This window comes from Nitrosomonas sp. H1_AOB3, from assembly GCF_015709435.1.
In the GTDB taxonomy this organism is placed as follows: Bacteria; Pseudomonadota; Gammaproteobacteria; order Burkholderiales; family Nitrosomonadaceae; genus Nitrosomonas; species Nitrosomonas europaea.
In genome coordinates, this window is record NZ_CP054389.1 from 55,765 (window position 1) to 78,691 (window position 22,927).

The window sequence follows — 22,927 nt, forward strand, 5'->3', positions numbered from 1 at the left end:
AGAGTCCTCACTGATCCATCTTGTGGCCAATCGCCAGAACCGCTGTACTACCGGAGGTGCCTGCTGTGATGCGCTTCCATTTCGCCTCTCGCCCCTTGCCCGTTGATTCGATCAACCCCTCTGATTTCATCGCCCGCAGCACCAGCCGCACCATGTCTCTGTTCACACCCGGGCAAGCTTCTTCAATCTCGGAAATCGAGAACAGCAGGGTGCGCTCCAACACTTCCGTGCGTACCCGATCGCCCTTGCTGCACGGCTATACTCGATGGTGCCGACACGTTCCTCGAATTCCTGGTAGGCCCGCAGCAAGGCACCCCAGAAGTAGTCGAGCCAGAGTTTGACATCGTGCTGTCCTTGATGCCAGTCTTGTGAACTGGCTTCAAAAGTGTTTCGTGAGCCTTCCGTGGTGTTTTCGAAGATGCGCTCCAGGCTGATGTAGCGGCCCACGACATAGTTGAAGTGGTCGAACAGGGTGTGCAGTTGTAGTACCACCCTTTCGTTGAAGGGTCTGTGCGCAGTAAACTCGTAAACAAAAACAAGCGCCAGAGCGTCATGGCAGCCAGCGATCTCCTGTTCGGAACGGCTCTTCGGCGTTGCGTTGCGGATGATGAGAGACTTCAGCCGTGAGAGTGCAACAACAATATTTTCCAGCTGGTTGGATGACTCGGTGGGTTCAACCACCGCGATCTGGTGCAGGCCTTTGACGGCTTTGGGAGACTGTGCGGCGTAGCGCTGTTGCTTGCCCTGGTATCCGCCCAGTGAGCGCAGCGCGGCCGCCTGGGTGCTGTCGAGGCGGAGTGCAGCGAGGTACTCGGAGATAAGAGAATGCATGGAAATGTAAGATCAGGCTGTCTAAATGGGTTAATCATAGCTTTCAAATAAGACATTGTCTTGAAAAATACCTTACGTTTGACTACCTTGTTTTCCTGATCGTAGTACAGGCCGAGAAGTGTTGTGGGGAGGGAGGCTATCCCGAATTTGCTTAAGAGTGCGATGGTATACGGTGCCAATGCCAGCGGTTCCAATCTGATCAAAGTCTTGTAGGACATGCGTGGCATGGTGCTGGAATCGGTTACTTTGCAGCTTGGGCGGAGTTTTGATCATTTCCAACCTTCAAACTGGATACCGTATCAGGCAGCTGGTCCACTGAGTTTGTGGTCAATTTTATCCTTAATGACGTGTGTATCAGTATGCTTTTGCCATGACTTCGTAACGCATTGTCAGTAATGCTGCTGGCGCAGACACTGGCAGCAAAGTTCAATGCCTGTAAGCCTCGGACCATTCACTACCCGCCCAGACTGGTTCTACTGTGCAACTGATACTGATCAATCCGGTTATTTTTTATTGATGGCCTCGCTCAGGTCGAGTCTGATGGCAAGTACGACAAGGATTATTCCATGTGGATATTGCTTCTAGAATATTATCAGTTTCATCATCAAGGTAAACAGAGAAGAGAATTTACAATAAACTTGTTTCTTTATTCGAACCAGGTCTTCTCGATTCAGTAAAAATTATCTTTCAAAACAGGACAATTTCAGGAATGGCCTCAGCCGAAATTTTTCCATGGCAGCGGGTGATCTGGCAGCAGGCCAGACAGTCAGGTAGTGCGCAGCGACATCATGCGCTGTTGCTGAAGGGGCGTCGGGGAATCGGCAAGCTGGGTTTTGCCCTTGCTCTGGCGAAATCCATATTGTGCGGGCAGGGGGATGCAGCGGGTGTGGCGTGCGGGAAGTGCCAGGATTGTTACTGGTTCGAACAGGGGTTGCATCCGAATTTTCGCCTGCTGGAGCCGGAGGCGTTATCAGCGCAGGAAGGTGCTACAGACAAGGATGATGAAGAAAACCGGCGGGAAGCCGGGAGTGCGAAATCAGGCAGGAAGCCAAGTCAGCAGATCAGCATCGCGCAGATTCGTGCGCTGGACGATTTCATTTACCTGAGTGCTCATCAAGCGCGTGACAAGGTGGTACTGATTCATCCAGCCGAAGCAATGAATACAGCTGCGGCCAATGCGCTGCTGAAAAAACTGGAGGAGCCGCCACCAGAAGTGCTGTTCATTCTGGTGACACATAATGCTTCACTGATTCCACCTACGGTTCTGAGCCGTTGCCGGCAGACCGCCATGCCGGCGCCGGATCATGAAATGGCAAAGGATTGGCTTATTCACCAGGGAATCACCGATCCTGATTTTCATCTCGCCATGTCAGGTTTTTCACCATTGCTGGCATTGCAGTACGATGAACGGCTGGCTGCTTCTCACACTGATTTCATCCAGTGTCTGTGTGCACCGGAGAGGTTCGATCCGATCGAGCTGGCGGAGAAACTGCACAAGCTGGATTTATCCAGTGTGACCGGCTGGTTGCAGAAATGGTGTTATGACTTGATGAGCTGCCGTACCAGCGGGCGGGTGCGTTACCATCTGAAGCAGGTGGCGGTCATCCGGCAGCAGGCGGCTGTCATCGATCCGGTTGCTTTTGGGTTTTTGTGGCGCAACCTGATTGCCTCGCAGCAACTGGCGCGCCATCCGCTCAACCCCAGGCTGTTTCTGGAGGCAATGTTGCTGACCTACATGGACTCGGTACATCCGGCAGGTTCAGCAGGATGATGTTTACGTTTATTGAATGCACGATTCACTCGTCGAATCGACGGTGCAGGCCCATAACGTTCGGTGGATACCGGCAGCGCGATTGAACAGGTGATCTGCCTGCTGGGTTTTTTGCTGTTCCAGTGTGAGTGAGACTTTTTCCGGTATGAGGTATGACTGAACCCAGAAACGTATCCGGCAAAATTCTTTTTCCTTGGCACATAATCTGTGAATGGCGGAGCTGTAGATGGTTTTATCCGCCTGGCGTCCTTTTTCGATCAGTACCATGTGTACAAACTTGCCTGAATCTCCCATTTCGAGGCTGCGCACCAGTTTCCAGCCGATGCCGCTGGGCAGGGCTTGTTCTTCTGCCTTCGCTGCAGTTTCTGCTTCTGTCGAGGCCGGTGCGGCTTGTTCCGCGGGAGCAGGTGATGCTGCATTATCGGCTACAGCCTGTTCACCATCCTGGCCGGAGAAAACCGGTTGAGGCAAGTTTTGCACTGCTGAAAAAACCATACCGGACCAGGTGATCGCCATGGCGACCAACAGTCCGTTTCCTATTCTGTTCATTGGTTCTCCTGATAAAAACTGTTTCAAAAATTGAATTGTATTACTCTGCCTGCGTACAGCATTGATTATCAGACTGTTTGCGAAATATGAAAAACCCGGCCATGACAACCTGTTCGCTCGACGCCCGACAGACTAATATTACTGATCTTATCCAAAGACTGGATGGCTGTGCAACGATTGTGACCGGAAACCGGCGGCTGGCGCGCACTCTTCATCAGGCATTCAATCGGGCCAGATCTGCGGAAGGACACGGGGCATGGCCCGTACCGGATATTTTGCCCTGGGATGCATGGTTGCAGCAGCTGTGGCAGGAGGTGGTCATTTCCAGCCGGGTTGAATCGGCCCGGGGGGTGTTGCTGACTTCCCATCAGGAGTATTTCGTCTGGCAGGAAATTCTGGCAGAACAGTCCGGCGATGTTCCGTTACAGGCCACCAACGAGACTGTCGCTCGTATCATGGAAGCATGGCAGACACTGCATGCATGGTGTATTCCCTGCCGGGAAGCGGATTTCGGTCATAATGCCGACACCCGGTTGTTCTGGCAACTGGCCTCGATGTTCGAAGCGAAATGCCGGGAAAATGGCTGGCTTTCAGTTGCCGTTCTGCCCGGAATATTGCAGAAATACGTGCAGATCGACAGCCTGTCAGTGCCGAACGAGCTTGTGTTGACCGGTTTCGATGAGTGGACACCGCAGCAATCATCGTTTCTGCGTGCATTCGAACAGACGGGATGCTCATTGCAGTGGTTACAGTTATCCGGTCAGCCGGATCGTATCGGCAAGCTGGCGTGCGCAGACGGTCGTGACGAGATCCGGCAGGCGGCGCGCTGGATACGGCAACGTTTGGAGGAAAATCCGGCGGCGAGGATTGCGCTGGTCGTGCCGGAACTGGCCGCACAGCGGGAAATGATCTGCCAGACACTGGATGAAGTGCTGATTCCACAAGCATTGCAGCCGGAGCATCATGATCGGGTGCGTTCTTACAATTTGTCGCTTGGCAAGCCGCTCGACCGCTATCCACCCGTCAGTCTGGCGCTGGATGTTCTCGGTTTATCAGAAACTGTCATCGAGTTGCCGCATGTCAGTCGTGTGCTGCGTTCTTCTTTCATTGCGGGCGGGGATCGGGAAATGAATGCGCGCGCCTTGCTGGATGCTCGTCTGCGCGAATCGGGTGAATGGAATCTGACCCTGCAAAAGCTGCTGACGAATGCGGCTCGCAGTGGCCAGCCCTATTCGTGTCCACTGCTGGCCGAATGTCTGAGTAATTTGATGAAGCAGGTGAAAGTATCACTTGCGCCAACGAGCCCGGGAGAGTGGGCGCAGCGATTCGGACAGTGGCTGAAAGCAATCGGCTGGCCAGGTGAGCGAGGATTGTCCAGCGAGGAATATCAGGTTATCCAGGCATGGCAGGGGGTACTGAGAGAATTTTCCACGCTGGACTGGGTAATTCGGTCGGTCAGTTTGACTGAAGCGCTGCAGCAACTCAGGCACATGGTTGCCGGTACGATTTTTCAGCCGGAATCAGCGGAGGCGCCTGTGCAGGTATTGGGGTTGTTTGAAACCAGCGGGCTGCAGTTCGACTATCTCTGGATCATGGGATTGCATGACGGCGTATTTCCCGCATCATCCCGGCCCAATCCGTTTCTTCCTCTGACCTTGCAGCGTGAGGTTGATGCGCCGCATTCCAGCGCCAGGCGTGAATTACGTGTGGCAGCAGCGCTGTTGCAGCGAATTACCACGAATGCTACTGAGGTTGTCATCAGCTATCCGCAGCGTAAGGGCGATGAAATCCTCGATTCCAGTCCACTGATCGATGCTTTCCCGGCGTTGAGTGAAGAAATGCTCGCCATGGGTACGCAATCCGCCTGGCGAGACAGCGTGTATCACAGTCGACAACAGGAGGTGCTGTCCGAGGATGTTGCCCCGACATTTGTCGGAACGGGTATTCCGGGCGGCAGCAAGCTGTTCAAGTTACAGGCAGCCTGCCCGTTCCGGGCATTTGCCGAACTGCGGCTGGTCGCCCGTCCACTGGGCCGCATACAGATCGGTCTGAATGCGCTGGTACGCGGCACTTTACTGCACCGGGTCATGGAAATGGTCTGGGCTGAACTGGATTCGTTAGCAGCACTGGCAAATTTGTCCCCTGGTGAGCTGAATGCACTGGTCGCCGGCAAGGTGAATGAAGCGATATACGAAATCGCTCCGCGCTATCCGCACACTTTTGGTGAGCGTCTGCAAGCACTTGAAAGCAAACGATTGCATGCTCTCGTGCTGGCGTGGCTGGAAATGGAAAAGCAGCGCCCCCCTTTCCGTGTTTCAGGCCGGGAAATGGAAACGGAGCTTGAACTGAACGGCCTGCGCATCAATTTGAGGATAGACCGCATCGATACGCTGGAAGAAGGGGGTGAACTGCTCATCGACTACAAAACCGGTGAAGTCAAAGCAAGTGCGTGGTTTGGCGATCGCCCCGATGAACCGCAATTGCCGCTATACAGTCTGGCATTTACTGATAACGGGCTGGCCGGGATTGCATTTGCCCGCATCAGAGCAGGTGATATTGCGTTTGAGGGTGTAGCAAGCGAAGAAGTATCGATCCTGGGAATAAAATCTTTCGAAAACCTGAGACATACCCGGGAAGCAGCAAGCTGGGATGAAGTATTGGCCGGCTGGCGCCAGACGATCGAGCAACTGGTGCAGGATTTTATGGCCGGAGAAGCCAGAGTGAGCCCTAAACAATACCCGCAAACCTGCACTTACTGCGAGCTCAAACCTCTGTGCAGAATCGGTGAATCGCTGGAAGCTGTGGATGATTGTTGATATTTGCAGTGCTATTACTTGTTCTTGTCTATGGACCCTGGTGGATGGCCAGTGCAACGTGCTGATGCCATTCGCAACAATCCGTGAGAAGGTGACGCTCTCTTTGCTGTAGATTACAATGGCATTTTAGTGCCGGATGCGTATATGGATGAGCCAGAAATACAAAACAATAAATATAGACTAATCCAGATTCTGACGATTTCATGCCTTGTCATCTTTTTACTGTTTATTTGGCAGGGTAACAAGGGCTTTAACTTGTGGGATGAAGGCTATCTGTGGTACGGCGTCCAGCGAGTTTTGCTGGGTGAAATCCCGATTCGTGATTTTATGTCCTATGATCCCGGTCGTTATTACTGGGTTGCAGCACTACTGAGTGTTGCTGGTGACAACGGTATTATGAGTGTCCGTATAGCAGTGGCTGTTTTCCAGTGCCTCGGCTTATTCGTTGGTTTGTTGTTGATTGCGCAGTCGACAAAGAGCAGAGATAAAGCTGATATTCTCTTCTGGATAATCTCTGCAGCGATACTGGTGTTATGGATGTTTCCACGCCACAAGCTTTTCGATATTTCCATCTCTATATTTCTGATCGGAATTCTGACTTATCTTGTTTCAAACCCCATTCCCAAACGCTATCTTATTGCTGGCATCTGTGTCGGATTGATTGCTGTTTTTGGTCGTAATCATGGCGTTTACGGTGCTGTAGGTAGCCTTGGTGTTATCGCTTGGCTCAATATCAGGAACCGTTCTGATACCGGATTTTTGAAAGGGTTTGTACTTTGGAGTGTAGGGGTTACGATCGGCTTTCTCCCTATTATTTTCATGGCGCTCCTGATTCCAGGTTTTGCAGTTGCATTCTGGGAAAGTGTGCGATTTTTGTTTGAACAAAAAGCCACTAATTTGCCACTACCCGTGCCCTGGCCGTGGACAATCAACTTTGCTGCCTCTTCTATCGGTGATGCTGCGCGGGGTGTATTGATCGGTATTTTCTTTATTGGAACCCTAATCTTTGGGGGGCTTTCAGTTATATGGGTCGTTTATCGAGGATTGAAGGAAAAGCCCTTACCGCCAGTGTTGGTCGCATCAGCATTTCTCGCGCTTCCTTATGCGCATTACGCGTTTTCTCGCGCTGACGTTGGGCACCTTGCTCAAGGTATATTCCCACTTTTGATCGGGATTCTGGCCATAGCGTCAAGTGCGTCCAGCAAAACAAAGTGGGTTCTTGCTGCTGGTCTATTTATGACAAGCTTCTGGGTGATGCATGTGTTTCACCCTGGGTGGCAATGCCTGGCAAGCAAACAGTGCGTCAATGTGGATATATCTGGCAAGTATCTCCAGGTCGATCCAAATACGGCGAGTGACATTGCATTGCTCCATCAATTGACTGATCAGTTCGCTCCAGATGGACGGTCTTTTATTGCCACACCCTTTTGGCCTGGTGCTTATGCTTTGCTGGAGCGAAGGTCGCCCATGTGGGAGATTTATGCATTATTTCCCCGCACAGGAGCATTCGAGAAAAAAGAGATCGAACGCATCAAGGCATCTGACCCTGGTTTTGCGTTTATTTTTGATCTGCCTCTTGATGGTCGTGACGAGCTGCGTTTTAAAAATACACATCCGTTAATTTACCAATTTATCCTGAACAATTTTGAATTGGTGCCAAATTCACATAATCCAGCGTATCAAATCTATAAAACGAGAAACGCAGGACAATGAAAAAAGTCGCCATCGTGCAATCCAACTACATACCGTGGAAGGGTTACTTCGATATGATTGCTGCCGTAGATGAGTTCATCCTCTACGATGATATGCAATATACGCGCCGCGATTGGCGAAATCGTAATCAGATCAAAACACCTCAAGGTGTTCAGTGGCTCACGGTTCCGGTTCTGGTGAAGGGTAAATACCATCAAAAGATTCGCGAGACCGAAATCGACGGTACTGATTGGGCAGCTGCGCATTGGAAAGCCTTGGTGCAGAACTATCGTCGTTCACCGCATTTTACTGAGATTGCTGCATGGCTGGAGCCACTCTATCTCGCAGAGACCTTCACCCATATTTCACAATTGAACAGGAGATTTATTGAAGCTATCTGTAACTACCTGGGGATCAAGACGGTAATTAAAAATTCATGGGATTACACCCTGCTCGATGGCAAGACCGAACGCCTTGCTGACCTTTGTGTGCAGGCTGGTGGCACTGAGTACATCTCAGGCCCGGCGGCAAAAGATTACGTGGATGAGCAGGTTTTTAAAGAGAATGGCATCAAACTCACCTGGTTTGATTACATCGGGTATCCGGAATATCAGCAACTCTGGGGGGAATTCACACATGGCGTTACCATTCTTGATTTGTTGCTCAATTGCGGGAAGAACGCGAAGCGTTATATGAAGTATGTGGAATAATCTCACGATCATTTCGATATGACGAGCAGGAAATTTGATCGGATAATCGATACGATACGTTGGAAAGAGGAATGACAATGTCAACAATCGAACGGCTTTACAAACTCAGTAGTACGCTACCACCTGCTGCTCTGGCAGAGTTGCTGGATTTTGCCGAATTTCTACACCAGAAGAACATGCTTCCGCAACCAGATGAGCCTTTCCGGCTGATTGATATGGCCGGTGGGCTGGAACATTCAGCCTGCTTTGCCGGGGAACCGTTGGCAGTACAGGAGGCACTGCGCCGTGAATGGGATTGACTGGCTGCTTGATACCAACTTTATTCTTGGGCTATTGAAATCCAATCCTGAAACATTGTCCATGATCAGTAATCAGCAGATTGATACCCGGCGTTGCGGCTATAGCGCAATCACTCGTATGGAGTTACTGGGCTTTCCGGGATTGACTGCGGAAGAAGAAATTCTGATTAGTGGAAAACTGGCCTGCCTCCAGTATCTGCCCCTGACCAAAGAGATTGAAGATATGGTTATTGGTTTGCGTCGTAGCCACCGCGTAAAGCTGCCAGATGCCATCATTGCTGCAAGTGCGCTCACTTGCAACGCGCAATTACTGACCCATGACAAGATCTTGCACAGCCTGGTTACTGGCGAACTAACCAATCGTAAGGGATTGTGTTGATTGAGCACACCTTTGGGTGGTTGTTGGCAGTACATATCCCATTCAACCTTGATCAACTGTTCAAATGAAGCTCTCGATCGTCGCAACTCTTTATCAGTCTGCGCCCTACATCAATGAATTTCACGAGCGTGCGAGTGCCACGGCAAGGCGGCTGGTTGGGGACGATTACGAAATAGTTCTTGTAAACGACGGATCACCAGACAACAGCTTGGATCTGGCCGTCAAACTCACGGAGCAGGATTCGCACGTTGTTGTTGTTGATTTGTCGCGTAATTTTGGACACCACAAGGCGATGATGACTGGCTTGGCGCACGCAAAGGGGGAGCGAGTTTTTTTGATTGATAGCGACCTGGAGGAGGAGCCTGAATGGCTAGAGACATTCGTGCAGCAGATGGAGCAGGAGAGTTGTGATGTGGTGTACGGAATTCAGGAACGCAGAAAAGGGAGCTGGTTTGAGCGCTGGAGTGGACAGTGGTTCTATCGCTTTTTCAAAGCACTGACGGGTCTTGCATTGCCGGAAAATGTTGTCACCGCGCGCCTGATGACTCGTCGGTACGTTAATGCTTTGCTGCGCCATGAAGAGCGGGAAGTTTTTATGGCGGGCTTGTGGTACATCACCGGGTTTGACCAGCGCCCTTATGTCATCAAAAAGCACAATACTAGCGAGACCACATACACCTTCCGCAGAAAAATGTCCTTGCTGGTCAACTCGGTGACATCATTCAGTAACACCCCACTGGTCAGCATTTTTTATATCGGTATATCGATCTCGTTGTTTGCTTTGGCTTATATCGCTTATCTGGTTACTCACTGGCTTTTCTTGGCAAAACCTTTAGCCGGATGGACATCCGTAATGGCTTCTATTTGGCTTCTTGGTGGGATGATTATCTCTTTCATTGGTGTGGTGGGCATCTACTTATCCAAGATATTCTCGGAAACCAAGCAGCGCCCCTATACCATCGTGAGGCAGATTTATGCAAAACAACAAGACTAAGCTGCTCGACGAAGTTGCAACGTATTACGCTGAAAAACTTGCGGAACATGGTGATACGCCTCGCGGGGTCGACTGGAATGGTGAAGAAAGCCAAACGATTCGATTTGAGCAGCTCTGTAAAGTGATTGACCCGAAGAAGATGCCTGGTTTTTCCTTGAACGACCTGGGTTGTGGCTATGGCGCATTGCTGGACTATCTGCGAGACAAGTATGCAGCCTGTATATACCTCGGGGTGGATGTTTCCCACGAAATGATCAAAGCTGCCAGGCAGCGACACACTGCCGCCAATCAAGCTCGCTTTATCACCTCAACTGAACCAGACCAAGTGGCGGACTATGGTGTCGCCAGCGGCATTTTCAATGTGCGTCTGGGGCGAACGGATGCTGAGTGGTTTGACTATCTGCTGGGTACATTGGACGTACTGAACCGAACCAGCAGTCTTGGATTCGCTTTCAACTGCCTGACCTCTTACTCCGACGAGGACAAAAAGCGCGACTATCTCTATTATGCTGACCCGTGTCGATTGTTTGATTTATGCAAGCGCCGCTATTCCCGCCAAGTCGCGTTACTTCATGACTATGGGCTTTATGAGTTCACAATTCTGATAAGGAAGGCGTGAACGATGCAACGCATAGTCCCTTTCGTCGATCATGAGATAGGCTATAGGCTTCTTCAAAAGCTTGTTACGCACTCTGATGCCAGTCGCTTTGAAATTCCAGTTGTTGTCACGACTCGCGAAAATGGAAAAGCATGGTGGCCTGGTGTACGCGAGATATGTATGAAGGCAAATATCCCTCTGCTTGTGTATGAGGCGCCTTTCTCGGTTGATCGTTTGATTCGGCAGGCTGATTGGTTTTTGCTTTTGAGCTGGAAGCATATCATTCCCATTGATTTAATTAGCCTTCCAAAGCAGGGCGTGTTAAATCTCCATTACAGCCTACTCCCGTCATATCGTGGTGTTTATCCCGTGAACTGGGCCATCATCAATGGAGAGCGTAGAACAGGGTTCACCTACCACTTCGTCAACGAAGAAATTGATGATGGTGAAATTTTCATGCAAGTTGAAGTTCCTGTACATCTAAGCGACACGGCTAGAACATTGCAGTCAAGGCTCGATGATATAGTTTGCCATCATTTTGACGAATTAATAGAGCGACTTCTGACCTATGACTTGGGTAGCCGTCTTAGGGATACGCAAAAAAAGAAGGGGGCAAGGGGCGACTATTATTCCAGGGAAAAGTTTGAAAAAACCTGCCTGATAGATCTTAACAAGAGTTATCAGGGGGTAGAATTTTTTAATCTTCTTCGCGGACTGGCATTTTTTGAAGACTCAAAAAATGCATACGTTATAGATGACGAATCAGGACAAAAAATATATATCAGCTTAAATCTTAGAGAAGAAAAATGAATGCTGATTCTGGAATCTTGTCCATTCGAAAAACATTTCGGCAATTGTTTAGCTATGCATTGATTGGCATTCTGACAAATGTTTTAGGTTATGCCTTTTACCTCCTCCTGACCTATTTATGGGACGCTCCCAAGATAACGATGACGGCTCTGTACTTCGTAGGGGCATCAATTGGGTTTTTCGCCAATCGACGTTATACTTTTCGACATGACGGACATATTGGCGTTACCGGTGTCCGTTACCTGCTGGCGCAAGTTGCAGGCTATCTGCTGAATTTAGTTTTGCTGCTGTTGTTTGTGGACTGGTTAGGTTTTCCGCATCAAATCGTACAGGCGATAGCAATCATCGTGGTGGCCATCTTTCTGTTTGTTATGTCGCGGTTTTTTGTATTTGCGCAGAGTGCGGCAGAATCCGAAGGAGTTCCCTCATGAAAGTTTGTCTTCAGTGCGAAAATTTCTTCTCTTCTGCCGATTGGGCCTGTCCTTCATGCGGTTATCAGCCAGAACGCTTGAACGGAATAGAGGCTCATGCCTCTGAGTTTGCACATGGTGGCGGAGGTTTTAAGCCTGAATACTTCTCAGAGCTATCCAGATTAGAGGCGGGTAATTTCTGGTTTCGGGCGCGTAACGAGCTTATTCTCTGGGCGCTGCGCACCTACAAGCCAAACGCTGGCGCATTTTTGGAGGTGGGTTGTGGTACTGGCTTTGTTCTGTCGGGTATCGCTCGTGCCTGCCCTGAAATAGCATTAAATGGCAGTGAGATTTTTTTGGCTGGCTTATTTCATGCGGCTAAACGCGTTCCCTCCACACATTTCATGCAGATGGATGCTCGTCGGGTGCCTTTTGTGGAAGAGTTTGATGCCATTGGCGCCTTTGATGTGCTGGAACACATCGAAGAAGATGAAACTGTCCTGGCTCAACTTCATAACGCCATTAAGCCTAGTGGTGTTTTGCTGCTAACCGTTCCTCAGCATCCCCGGTTGTGGAGCGCTTCTGACGACTATGCCTGCCATGTGCGCCGATACACGCGTGTCGAGATCGAGCAGAAGGTTTTGACCGCCGGTTTTGAGCTTTTAAGGAGCAGTTCTTTTGTAACGAGCCTTTTGCCAGTAATGATGCTTTCACGAGTCTTGCAGAAGCGAAAAACAAAAGATTTCGATCCTGCCGGCGAACTTAAAATCAACGCAGCTTTGAATAAGGTTTTTTACGGTTTAATGATGTTAGAGCTTGCAGGGATTAGGCTTGGGATGAATTATCCCGTCGGTGGATCCAGGCTGGTTGTGGCAAAAAAACAATCGGCTTAGCATTCACATGCTTCCATTTTCCTCCTACAAGCATGTGTTGATCTATTACATTGCAGTAGCTGCTGTACTGTTTTCGGGTTTTTTTTCTTACGTTGTAGCACCACACCGGCAGGAGATAGAGGTTGGTCACGTTGAGCTTGTAAACTTAGATAGCTCCCTCATTGAGAACAGAAAGTTTAGTGACTTCACAAATGCGTATATCCCAGAAATAACAGAGCATCTAACGATGGCCCGATCTGGTTGGTTACCTCTCTGGTCAAATAATACAGAGCTTGGGCGGCCGCTCTATCAAATTTCAGGCTTTAGTTCAGCCTATCTGCCGTCTTGGGTGATTACCAGATTGGTTGATGGCCCTTGGCGCTTCATCACCACGTTGTCATTAGGTTTCTGTTTCCTTGCCGGTTTATTTGTCTTGTTGTTTACCAGGGAAGTTGGCTTAAGTCCTATAGCTGGCTTGATTGCAGGACTAGGATTGGCGACATCTCCGCTGTTCATGTACTGGCTGACCTTTCCCATGTTCCCAGCCGTATGGTGCTGGGCTTCGGGGGCATTGTGGGCCGTTACTCGTTTGGCGAGACATCCGGATATTTTGGGCTGGGGTGTATTAGCATTCAGCGGCTACAGCTTGCTGATGACGGCGTATCCGCAGCCCGTTGTCTTTCATATCTACTTACTGGGTGGCTATGGTCTGTGGTTGGCCTACCATCAGGCGCGCATCAACCGACTTGTATCTGCTAAATTCCTGACTCTAGCTGTATCCGCACTGGTTGTTGGAGCAGCACTCGCTCTTCCGGTTTATCGAGATTTGATCATTCTCTCGTCCGAGTCTGCGCGAGTTGCGCCGGATCCTTCTTTTTTTACGATTGTGCTACCAAAATTTGCCAGCTTTAATGAACTGGCCAGCTTTTTTGTACTGAGTACAATCCCTGAAATTTTTGGCAATCCGATCGCGCCATCTTTCCCATTTTCTTACGACGGTTTGAGCGTAACGTTGATCGCTATTTTCTTTGGAGTCGTGGCGTTAGTCACTTCATTCAAGGAAACCTGGGGGTGGTGGCTGGCGATTCTTATATTTTGCCTGCTTGCCTTCGTACATCCACTGTACGTCCTGGGTGTTAAATACTTTGGGTTCAATCTTTCGCGAAGCACGCCACTGGGGAGTATCACACTTCCTCTTACCATTATCACTGCGTTCGGTATTGATGCTCTTGCCAGGCGCACGCATCACCGTCAATTTTCGAGCGCCGTATTTGCTGGAGCGGCAGTTGCGCTGGTAGTGATTGCGATTGGTGTTGCATACGGTGTTTCGCAGCATATTTCGATTCATTGGGAGATTGTCATCGGAATGCTGCTGGTGACTGGGCTACTAATCGCGCAATACGATCGATACCGTCCGTTATTTTTGATGATGGCTCTTGTGTTGGTTCTGGGTATGACCTCTTATCCGCTGATGCTTAAGCAAGATCCGGCGCAGATAGCGATGACCTCGCCTCTGGTTGAGAAGGTTAGGGAAAATCTGCCGGCTGGCAGTCGTTATGCTGTTGCAGCCCCAGGGATTTCAGTGTTGCCGCCGAACCTTAACGCCACACTCGATCTGTCTTCTGTGCATAGCTATAACAGCCTCTCTTCCACCCGATACCACACCTTGATCAAGGCGCTTGGTGGGGAAGTGCAGACATATGGTCGCTGGAATGGAGCCATCGACCCAGACTATGCCGGCACAATGTTTTGGATGAGCAATATCAGCCTGATCCTCTCGTCGGGCAAGCTGGCGCATGAAAATTTGGAGTTTTTGAGTGAGGAATCGGGTATCCACCTTTACCGGGTGGTTTCACGGATGGGCGACAGCATGCAAGTAACCCCCCCGCAGCTTGATATGAGCTCGACAAAACTTGTGCTCGATGACCCGCGAGGTATGGTTACGAACACACCCGTCAAGATTTTGGATCAGGGTGATGTATTAGAGTTTGAGGTAAATTCCTCCGCACCATCTGTTTTTTTATTGAGTCAGAAGTTTCATCGCGACTGGGAGGCACTTGCAGAAACCAATCAGGGTTGGCAGGTAGCTCAGCCCGTGGAGGTCAATGGAGTGTTTCAAGGGGTGTTGTTGCCTCCAGAGACTCGCCGAGTGCGCCTCGATTTCAAGCCTCTCGCCCGCCACGCTTGGATTGCACATGTTTTCTGGATTTTCTTGTTTGTTCTGATTATTTTCAAGTTTTCGCAAACGTTTCGACGCAGGGTTTTGGAGAGAGTGTGAAAAATACAAATAACCGCATTCCTTTCAACTGGCCTTACATGACAGGTAAGGAGCTCTACTATATTGCTGAGGCGCATTTCAATGGCAGATTGGCGGGTGATGGGCCGTTTACGAAGCGTTGCCATAGCTGGTTGGAAGAGCGTGCAGGATGTCGTAAGGCTTTGCTGACTCATTCCTGTACTGCTGCACTCGAGATGGCTGCCTTGCTGTTGGACATTCAGCCTGGCGACGAAATTATCATGCCGTCATTTACTTTCGTTTCCACTGCCAATGCCTTTGTATTACGTGGCGGTGTTCCTGTGTTTGTTGATATCAGGGAAGATACATTGAATCTGGATGAAAGGTTGATTGAGGCCGCAATCACGCCACGTACCCGCGCCATAGTCCCGGTTCACTACGCGGGTGTTGCGTGCGAGATGGATACCATCATGGTCATCGCCCGGCAATATGGGTTGAAAGTTGTTGAAGATGCGGCGCAGGGGATGATGGCCACCTACAAGGGGCGGGCATTGGGTAGCATTGGTGATCTTGGAGCTTACAGTTTTCATGAGACAAAAAATGTGATCTCAGGGGAAGGGGGAGCGCTACTCGTTAATACACCTGATCTGAGCCTTCGTGCAGAGATCATCCGCGAAAAAGGGACCGATCGCAGTCAGTTCTTCAGGGGCGAAGTGGACAAGTACACCTGGCAGGAGGTGGGCTCGTCATTCTTACCGGGTGAGCTGATCGCTGCCTTCCTGTGGGCGCAGCTTGAAGAAGCAGATCGTATAACTAACGAGCGGCTGGCAAGCTGGCAACGATATCATGAGTTGCTTGGGCCACTTGAAGCTAAAGAGATTCTGCGTCGTCCAATCGTTCCGGAAGAGTGTCAGCATAATGCCCACATGTATTATGTATTATTGGCATCAAAAATTGATAGGCAAGAAGTACTTGACGAATTTAAGAGAAACGATATTTGGTCTGTGTTCCATTATGTGCCCCTTCATTCCTCCCCGGCTGGTTTACGGTACGGACGTATACATGGCAACCTGAAAATTACTACTCAACAATCTGAGAGATTGGTTCGGTTACCCCTCTGGGTTGGTTTATCAGTAGAGCAGCAAGACCGGGTCGTTGAGGTTTTGTGTAAAGCTGTTAGCTGATCTCTCAAAGAGAAAAAGTCATAGTCTTCGTCGCAATTGTATCCACCGGTTTCCAGGTTTTTTGTTTTAGCACTTTCTATAGGTGCATCTACAGGGTAGCTTTAATTAAGAGTTTGTCATTTGTATATCCTCAATTGGATATAAAGCCTGATCTATTAATAACCAAGTAAATTCGATCTTTGAATAGAAATCGAATCTTATATTCAGGCTGTGTGAACTGCCCCGGGCCGCTCAGTAGCTTTTGGCAATGATGGTTTCTAATAATGTACCTGGACTAGAACGATGAACACAGTCTTGCAACAGGAGATTCCAGATCAGAGAGAACGCCAGCAGGCGCTTGATCCGTGGCATTCCTTCATCGTTCAAGCGCCGGCTGGATCGGGCAAGACAGGGTTACTGACGCAGCGGTTTCTGGTGCTGCTTGCTACGGTAGAGGAACCGGAGGAGATCGTTGCCATTACGTTTACGCGCAAGGCGGCCAGTGAAATGAAGCATCGGATTCTGCAGGCTTTGCGCGATACAGCTGGTGATATAAGTAGCGATGCGGAGAGTGAAACCGCACTGCTGAACGATGCTTACCAGCGCCAGTTACGGGAGCTGGCAAACCGGGTACTGGCGCATGATCAGGCGCGGGGTTGGCAGTTGCTGCAAAATCCGTCACGTTTGCGTATCCAGACGATCGATTCCTTGTGCGTCTGGCTGGTCGACCGTATGCCGGTCTGTTCCCGGCAGGGCGCCTTGTCATCAGTGGCAGAGGATGCGGACAGATTGTATCTGGAAGCAGCCCGTTTGACAGTCGAGGCGCTGGAGGAAGAGGGTGAGTGGACTGCGGCAATCGAACATCTGATCGGTCATCTGGATAATCGTCTCGACAGATTGCAGCAGCTGATTGCCGATATGCTGGCGCGGCGCGATTTATGGTTGCGAGGTGTGGTTGATGCCGCTAATTCGGATGATATGCGTGATCGTCTGGAATCCGTGCTGTCAGGCCGGATTGCGGAAGCAATAGAGCGACTGGCTGATGCTGTTCCTGCTGACTGCCAGTCGGAAATTATCGAGCTGATGCAGTTTGCCGTGGTCAATCTGTCAGAAGCAGGATCAGCCGACAGCAATATAGCCCGCTGGCCTGGTAATGCACTTGAAGATCGTCTTGTCTGGGAGAGTATGGCGGATTTCCTGCTCACCCAAACGGGAGACTGGCGTAAACAGGTAACGAAGGCAAACGGGTTCCCGGCACCATCGTCAGTACGTGATGCTGATGTAAAAGAATACCTGAACGGAATGAAGCAGCGGATGAGTGAGTTGCTGGCGGCTTTGCAGAGCGAGGAGACATTTCGTCAGCAGTTGTGCTTACTCAGGCAGTTACCTCCAGAACGGTATACCGATGAAGAGTGGGAAACACTGCAGGCCCTGTTCAGCCTGCTCAAAGTGGCTGCCGGATATTTGCTGCTGGTTTTCCGGCAGCACGGCCAGGTGGATTTTACCGAGATTGCCATGGCGGCCGTCCGTGCGCTGGGTGAACCGGAAATGCCGACCGATCTGGCATTGGCACTCGATTATCGTATTCACCATCTGCTGGTGGATGAATTTCAGGATACGTCTTCCAGTCAGGCCGAATTGCTGCAGCGGCTGACTGCCGGCTGGCAGACCGGAGATGGCCGCACGCTGTTTCTGGTAGGAGATCCGATGCAGTCGATTTACCGCTTCCGGCAGGCTGAAGTGGGGTTGTTTCTGGATATTCGCGATAGTGGCTATTTTGGCCAGATCCAGATGAAGTTTTTGCGTCTTTCAGTCAATTTTCGTTCGCAGAGCGGGATCGTCGAGTGGGTCAATCGTTATTTTCCACGGATATTGCCGGATACGGATAGCGTAAGCACCGGTGCCGTGTCGTATGCGAGTTCCGTAGCGTTTCACGCGGCTTCCAGCGGGGGGGCGGTCAGGATTTATCCTTATCTGCAAAGAGATGATCGGGCCGAGGCGGAGCAGGTGGGGGTGATCGTAGCGCAGGCGAGAGCTGCACAATCGGATGGCAGAATTGCCGTACTCGTGCGTAATCGCAGCCATCTGGCGAGTATCGTCGTGCATTTGAGGCGAAAAGGCTTGCGTTTCCAGGCAGTGGAAATCGAACAGCTGGCGCAGCGGGTGGTGATCCGGGATTTGATGGCATTGACCCGGGCCCTGGTGCATCCGGCTGATCGTATCGCCTGGCTGGCATTATTGCGCGCCCCGTTTTGCGGACTTTCCCTGCAGGATTTACATACCGTTGCCAATACGCTGCCACAGCATGTGCTGATCGATTCATTGCGTGCCTGTGCCGGTTCAGGTGTTTTGAGTGAAGAAGGCGGTCAGCGGGTGAACAGGGTATTGCCGATTCTGGAGCGTGCGTTGATGCTCTACGACAGGATGTCGTTGAGAAGATGCGTGGAGGGCATATGGGTCAGTCTGGGAGGGCCCGCCAGTGTACAGAATGAAACAGATCTGGCAGATGCCGAAGTCTATTTTCAGTTGCTGGAAAATTTCGATGTGACCGGCTATCGACCCGATATCCAGGAGCTGGATGAACGGCTGGTACGGTTGTTTGCTCTGCCGGATGTGGCGGCAGACGATTCATTGCAGCTCATGACTTTGCACAAGGCCAAAGGGCTGGAGTTCGATACAGTAATTCTGCCGGGGCTGGGTAAATCTCCCAGACGGGATCAGGAGAAGCTGCTCAACTGGCTGGAGTTTCATGATCAGTCACAGCATCCGGGTTTGTTGTGCGCGCCGATCAGTGCAGCGGGGAGCGATAAAAATCCGATTTCCGCCTACATCCTGTCTGAAGAAAAGAAACGAACTGCGCTGGAAGAGGCGCGATTGCTGTATGTGGCAGTTACCCGGGCGAAACACAATCTGCATTTACTGGGGCATCTCAGGATCGATCCGGATATGCAGGAGAATGATGCGTTGAAACCACCGGAGGATACCCTGCTGGCCAAGTTATGGCCTGCCGTGGCAGCAGATTTTCTGACCCGATCGCGCGAAGCTGCTATCGGAGATTTGCCTGCATCGAATGTACATACAGGTTTGCAGCCTGTCGGCATGGTGCGCCTGGCGTCGGGCTGGCAACCCCCACCGTTACCCAAAGCCGTTGCGGTTGCCATGTATGCGAATGAGGCCGGGACGACAGAAGAGCCGGTTGATTTCGATTGGGCGGGTGAGCCCGCTCGACTGGTAGGGGTGGTCGTGCACCGCCTGTTGCATCGTATCGGGCTGATCGGGGTCGAGAATGTGGATCATCAGGATCTGGAAGCTCTCAAACTGGCGGGGCGGTCGTTACTCATCCAATCTGGTATCACCCCCCGGCATTTGGAAAAAGCGGTGCAGCAGGTTGCACGAGCCCTCAGGACCATGTGTGTGGAAGATGAAACGGGCCGCTGGATTCTGAGCAATCGGCATCAGGAAGCGCGTTGTGAATGGGCGCTGTCTGTTCCAACGGCAATTGCAGCGGGCCACTCGATTTCTGTCAGCATCATCGATCGAACCTTCGTGGATGCAGCAGGTGTGCGCTGGATCATCGACTACAAGACGGGGTCTCATACCGGTGGCAGCCTTGAGGAATTCCTCGATCGGGAACAGCTGCGTTACCGTCCGCAACTGGATCGCTATGCACAAGTACTGCAGCGTATGGAAGATCGCCCTATGCACCTGGCGCTTTATTTTCCGCTACTGGGAAAATGGAGGAAGTGGATTCCGTCCCGGGAATCTGCTTAATCAGAGATTTTTTAAATTTCTCGTCAGATTCTGACGGCAGCAAAAACAATCTTTCAATTTCATGATGACTTCTACACCGGCCCTGTCCGTTCTGCGCTGAAGCCCGCCACAGCGAGTTTTCAGCAGGGATGAGCGAGTTCAGCATGGAGCCGGTGCTTACTTTGACTGGCACCGCTTTCCGCTCGCTGGGCTCTTGCTTGGCACTTGGAAACCGGGCGGTTTCCAAGGAGTCGTCATGGCCAAGCTCAAGCTCACCAAGTCCGTCGTGGACGCCGCGCAACCTCAGGCGCAGGCCGTCGAGTTGCGGGATACCCAGGTGCCCGGTTTCCTCTGCAAGATTACACCGACCGGGCGCAAGGTGTTCATGCTCCAGTACCGCACCAATGCGGGCGAACGCCGCAAGCCTGCGCTGGGCCTGCTCGGGGAGTTGACCGTCGAGCAGGCGCGCAGCCTGGCGCAGGACTGGCTGGCCGAGATTCGCCGGGGTGGCGACCCGAGCGCCGCCAAGGCCCAGGCGCGGCAGGCCCCTACGGTCAAGGAACTGGCCGCGCGCTTCATGACCGATTACTCGAAGGTGCGCAACAAGCCCAATACCCAGTACGGCTACCAGGGCGTCATCAACCGCCACATCCTGCCCGTGTTGGGCCGCATGAAGGTGCAGGACGTCAAGCGCCCCGACGTGGCCGCGCTGATGAAGAAGATGGCGCACATCCCGCACGCAGCCAACAGCACCTTCACCTGCCTGCGCAAGATGTTCAACATGGCCGAGGTCTGGGGCTACCGCCCGGACGGCACCAACCCGTGCCGCCACATCCAGCGATATCCCGAGAAGGGTTCGACCCGCCTGATCACCGACGAGGAAATGGGCCGGCTGTTCGCCGCCCTCGACCAGATCGAAGCCGACGGCGTGGAGCCTTACGTCATCCCGCTGGGCATCCGGCTGCAATTCGAGTTCGCCGCGCGCATGTCGGAAATCCTCACCCTGGAGTGGGCCTGGGTCGATCTGGAGCACCGCCGAGTGGTCTGGCCCGACAGCAAGACCGGCGACATGTCCAAGCCCATGAGCCAGGAGGCGCACCGCTTGCTCTCGACCGCGCCGAAGGTGGACGGCTCGCCCTACGTGCTGCCCGGCCTGCGCGACCGGACGCCGCCGCTGTCGGTCGGCGCCTACTCCAGCCACTGGAAAGCCATCCTCAAGGCCGCCTGCATCCCGCACATGGGCACCCACAGCATCCGCCACCGCTCGGCTACCGACATTGCCAACTCGGGGGCATCCCGGTCAAGGTCGGCATGGTGCTCACCGCGCACAAGACGGTGACCATGTTCATGCGCTACGTCCACACCGAGGACGACCCGGTGCGCCAGGTCGCCGAACTGGTGGCGAACCGGCGCAAGAACGTGGTCGCTACCCAACAGGGCACCGGGCTTGCTCCGGCATGACCCACGCAACGGCCCCGCCCACGGCCGGGCCGTTTCTTTCAGCCCGACATCATAAGAAGACGCTTCTTCTTATTCTTCCCGAAGGAGATCGCCGTCATGAACGCCATCCCCGCCGATATCCGCGACCGCATCCTGGCCGCCGCCGCTGAACTCTACGAGCAAGGCGGGCGCAGCGCCTTGCCGACCGTCGATCAGGTGCGCCGTGCCGCCCGCGCCGACATGAACGCCACCAGCGTGGTCATGCGCGAATGGCGGCGCGCGCAGACCGCCCAGGCAGCGCCCGCCACCGTGCTGCCCGAAGCCCTCCAGCAGGCGTCCACGGCGGCGCTAGCCTCGCTATGGAACCAGGCGCCGGCCCTGGCGAACGAATCGCTGCGCAGCGCGCAGGCAAGCTGGGACGCCGAACGCGGCGAACTGGCCGGGCAGGCTGCCAGGGCCAACCAAGCCGGGGCGTTGCGCCAGGAACGGGACGCGGCCCAGCTTGATGCCACCCAAGCGCGCGAACGCGCGGCGGAACTGGCTGGCGAGCTCGCCCAGGCCGACACGCAGAATGCCGAACTGCTGGTGCGGCTGGCGGCACCGAAGGCGAAGCGGTAGCGGTGCGGGCATGGTCTTCCTGCGAGTCATGCGGGTGCGCCAATCCGCGCCATCGTCATGGCGAGTGCGTGCAATGCAAGTGCACTCGCCACTGCATCCGGCCTGCATTCCGACGCGCATCCGAACGGCACAGGTTCCACCTTGTTTTACGCACGTGGCCGTGCGCAAAACAAGGCGGCTGGAGTGGAAAAGCACAAGCACCATGCCATGCGCGCGGCTGGCTGTTTCCCATGTCCAGCGAGTAGCTTGCACGCAGACGACAAAGGCCCAAAGCGCGTGCCGCCGAGGGTGGGCGACGCGGAAGGCGAGATAAAAGGGCGCGGCACCCCGGTGCGCGCAAAGCCGGTCTGCACATGGGGTTGGCGCGGCACGCGCCGGATCGCGGCACCGTGCCGTCCAACGGCGCCAGACCGCATGAATGCTGGCGCGGTCGGGGCGACAGCCCGGCCAGCAGGCCATCGCTCACTTCATCCGGCTGGGCAAAACCCACGTCATACAAGTCATCGTGCAGCCCCTTGATCTGCTGCGATAGCGGCACTTCGACCAGATGAATATCGACCTCGGGGTCATCCTCGCGGCACTGCATCAGCAACGCGCTGAGGCGCGGCGGTGTGATGCCATCGGACAGCGCCACGCGCAATTGGCCGTCATAGCCGGCCGCAACGGCCTTGACGCTCTTGCGGGCCTGCTGCAAGGCGGTGAAGATGCGGGGAACGTGCTCCAGGAACATCTGCCCGGCGCGCGACAGGCGGGTGTTGCGCGTGGTGCGAATGAACAGGCGCGTGCCGAGGTCTTCCTCCAGTTCCTTGATGGCGCGCGACAGCGGCGACTGCTCGATGTGCAGCCGCTCGGCCGCACGAACGAAGCTGAGTTCTTCGGCTACAGCAAGAAAGCAGCGCAAGTGTCGTAGATCCATCGAGACTCTCCTGCCAAATCAAACATGAAGGCAATGCCATGTATGACAAGTAGATCGGATTGCTCACCAAGCA

At 52.7% G+C, this 22,927-nt stretch carries 21 protein-coding genes; 17 read left to right on the forward strand and 4 right to left on the reverse strand.

What is annotated here, in order from left to right:
- Positions 1 to 7 precede the first annotated feature (7 nt).
- Entirely contained in the window at positions 8 to 166 is a 159-nt protein-coding gene (locus HRU73_RS00260) for a hypothetical protein (RefSeq protein ID WP_287398990.1), read from the reverse strand.
- The gene (locus tag HRU73_RS00265) at positions 163 to 831 is read right to left on the reverse strand and encodes a Fic family protein (protein WP_287398991.1); all 669 of its coding nucleotides are present in this window, start codon (positions 829 to 831) and stop codon (positions 163 to 165) included. The genes HRU73_RS00260 and HRU73_RS00265 overlap by 4 nt, the downstream gene beginning before the upstream one ends.
- A 709-nt stretch (positions 832 to 1,540) precedes the next feature.
- Between HRU73_RS00265 and holB the strand changes: the two genes are divergently transcribed.
- Positions 1,541 to 2,602 (forward strand): DNA polymerase III subunit delta', encoded by a 1,062-nt coding sequence (holB, locus tag HRU73_RS00270; protein ID WP_287398992.1) that lies wholly within the window; start codon positions 1,541 to 1,543, stop codon positions 2,600 to 2,602.
- 9 nt (positions 2,603 to 2,611) lie between these two features.
- Here holB and HRU73_RS00275 read toward each other — a convergent pair whose 3' ends face one another.
- On the reverse strand, positions 2,612 to 3,151 hold the full coding sequence (locus tag HRU73_RS00275) for a hypothetical protein (protein ID WP_287398993.1): 540 nt from the start codon (positions 3,149 to 3,151) through the stop codon (positions 2,612 to 2,614).
- 101 nt (positions 3,152 to 3,252) lie between these two features.
- Between HRU73_RS00275 and HRU73_RS00280 the strand changes: the two genes are divergently transcribed.
- The 16 genes from HRU73_RS00280 (at position 3,253) to HRU73_RS00350 (ending at position 21,938) form a co-directional block, all read left to right on the forward strand.
- Positions 3,253 to 5,967: a PD-(D/E)XK nuclease family protein gene (locus HRU73_RS00280; RefSeq protein WP_287398994.1), complete on the forward strand. Its 2,715-nt coding sequence runs from the start codon at positions 3,253 to 3,255 to the stop codon at positions 5,965 to 5,967.
- A 144-nt stretch (positions 5,968 to 6,111) separates the two neighbouring features.
- A complete protein-coding gene (locus HRU73_RS00285) occupies positions 6,112 to 7,680 on the forward strand; it encodes a hypothetical protein (protein ID WP_011112675.1) in 1,569 nt (522 codons plus the stop codon).
- Positions 7,677 to 8,369: a WbqC family protein gene (locus HRU73_RS00290; protein WP_011112674.1), complete on the forward strand. Its 693-nt coding sequence runs from the start codon at positions 7,677 to 7,679 to the stop codon at positions 8,367 to 8,369. Before HRU73_RS00285 ends, HRU73_RS00290 begins: the two co-directional genes overlap by 4 nt.
- A 77-nt stretch (positions 8,370 to 8,446) precedes the next feature.
- A complete protein-coding gene (locus HRU73_RS00295) occupies positions 8,447 to 8,668 on the forward strand; it encodes a DUF2281 domain-containing protein (protein ID WP_041356848.1) in 222 nt (73 codons plus the stop codon).
- On the forward strand, positions 8,655 to 9,047 hold the full coding sequence (locus HRU73_RS00300; protein ID WP_287398995.1) for a type II toxin-antitoxin system VapC family toxin: 393 nt from the start codon (positions 8,655 to 8,657) through the stop codon (positions 9,045 to 9,047). Before HRU73_RS00295 ends, HRU73_RS00300 begins: the two co-directional genes overlap by 14 nt.
- 64 nt (positions 9,048 to 9,111) lie before the next feature.
- A complete protein-coding gene (locus tag HRU73_RS00305; RefSeq protein ID WP_011112671.1) occupies positions 9,112 to 10,041 on the forward strand; it encodes a glycosyltransferase family 2 protein in 930 nt (309 codons plus the stop codon).
- Complete coding sequence (locus tag HRU73_RS00310; protein WP_287398996.1) at positions 10,022 to 10,660, forward strand: class I SAM-dependent methyltransferase; 639 nt, start codon at positions 10,022 to 10,024, stop codon at positions 10,658 to 10,660. The genes HRU73_RS00305 and HRU73_RS00310 overlap by 20 nt, the downstream gene beginning before the upstream one ends.
- 3 nt (positions 10,661 to 10,663) lie before the next feature.
- Positions 10,664 to 11,449, forward strand: a complete 786-nt coding sequence (locus HRU73_RS00315; protein WP_011112669.1) for a formyltransferase family protein — start codon at positions 10,664 to 10,666, stop codon at positions 11,447 to 11,449.
- Positions 11,446 to 11,880, forward strand: coding sequence for a GtrA family protein (locus HRU73_RS00320; protein ID WP_011112668.1), 435 nt, complete (start codon positions 11,446 to 11,448; stop codon positions 11,878 to 11,880). Before HRU73_RS00315 ends, HRU73_RS00320 begins: the two co-directional genes overlap by 4 nt.
- On the forward strand, positions 11,877 to 12,752 hold the full coding sequence (locus HRU73_RS00325) for a class I SAM-dependent methyltransferase (RefSeq protein ID WP_011112667.1): 876 nt from the start codon (positions 11,877 to 11,879) through the stop codon (positions 12,750 to 12,752). Before HRU73_RS00320 ends, HRU73_RS00325 begins: the two co-directional genes overlap by 4 nt.
- A gap of 7 nt (positions 12,753 to 12,759) precedes the next feature.
- Complete coding sequence (locus tag HRU73_RS00330; protein WP_287398997.1) at positions 12,760 to 15,009, forward strand: glycosyltransferase family protein; 2,250 nt, start codon at positions 12,760 to 12,762, stop codon at positions 15,007 to 15,009.
- Positions 15,006 to 16,151 carry a dTDP-4-amino-4,6-dideoxygalactose transaminase gene (rffA, locus tag HRU73_RS00335; protein WP_287398998.1) on the forward strand — a complete coding sequence of 382 codons (1,146 nt, stop codon included), beginning with the start codon at positions 15,006 to 15,008 and terminating at the stop codon, positions 16,149 to 16,151. The genes HRU73_RS00330 and rffA overlap by 4 nt, the downstream gene beginning before the upstream one ends.
- A gap of 282 nt (positions 16,152 to 16,433) precedes the next feature.
- Positions 16,434 to 19,901, forward strand: a complete 3,468-nt coding sequence (locus tag HRU73_RS00340; RefSeq protein WP_287398999.1) for a UvrD-helicase domain-containing protein — start codon at positions 16,434 to 16,436, stop codon at positions 19,899 to 19,901.
- 235 nt (positions 19,902 to 20,136) lie between these two features.
- On the forward strand, positions 20,137 to 21,219 hold the full coding sequence (locus HRU73_RS00345) for a tyrosine-type recombinase/integrase (RefSeq protein ID WP_502709298.1): 1,083 nt from the start codon (positions 20,137 to 20,139) through the stop codon (positions 21,217 to 21,219).
- Positions 21,192 to 21,341, forward strand: coding sequence for a hypothetical protein (locus tag HRU73_RS13510; protein WP_502709299.1), 150 nt, complete (start codon positions 21,192 to 21,194; stop codon positions 21,339 to 21,341). Before HRU73_RS00345 ends, HRU73_RS13510 begins: the two co-directional genes overlap by 28 nt.
- Positions 21,342 to 21,437: 96 nt before the next feature.
- Positions 21,438 to 21,938, forward strand: coding sequence for a DNA-binding protein (locus HRU73_RS00350; RefSeq protein WP_287399000.1), 501 nt, complete (start codon positions 21,438 to 21,440; stop codon positions 21,936 to 21,938).
- A gap of 55 nt (positions 21,939 to 21,993) precedes the next feature.
- Here HRU73_RS00350 and HRU73_RS00355 read toward each other — a convergent pair whose 3' ends face one another.
- Positions 21,994 to 22,854: a LysR family transcriptional regulator gene (locus HRU73_RS00355; RefSeq protein ID WP_287399001.1), complete on the reverse strand. Its 861-nt coding sequence runs from the start codon at positions 22,852 to 22,854 to the stop codon at positions 21,994 to 21,996.
- Positions 22,855 to 22,927: the final 73 nt, after the last annotated feature.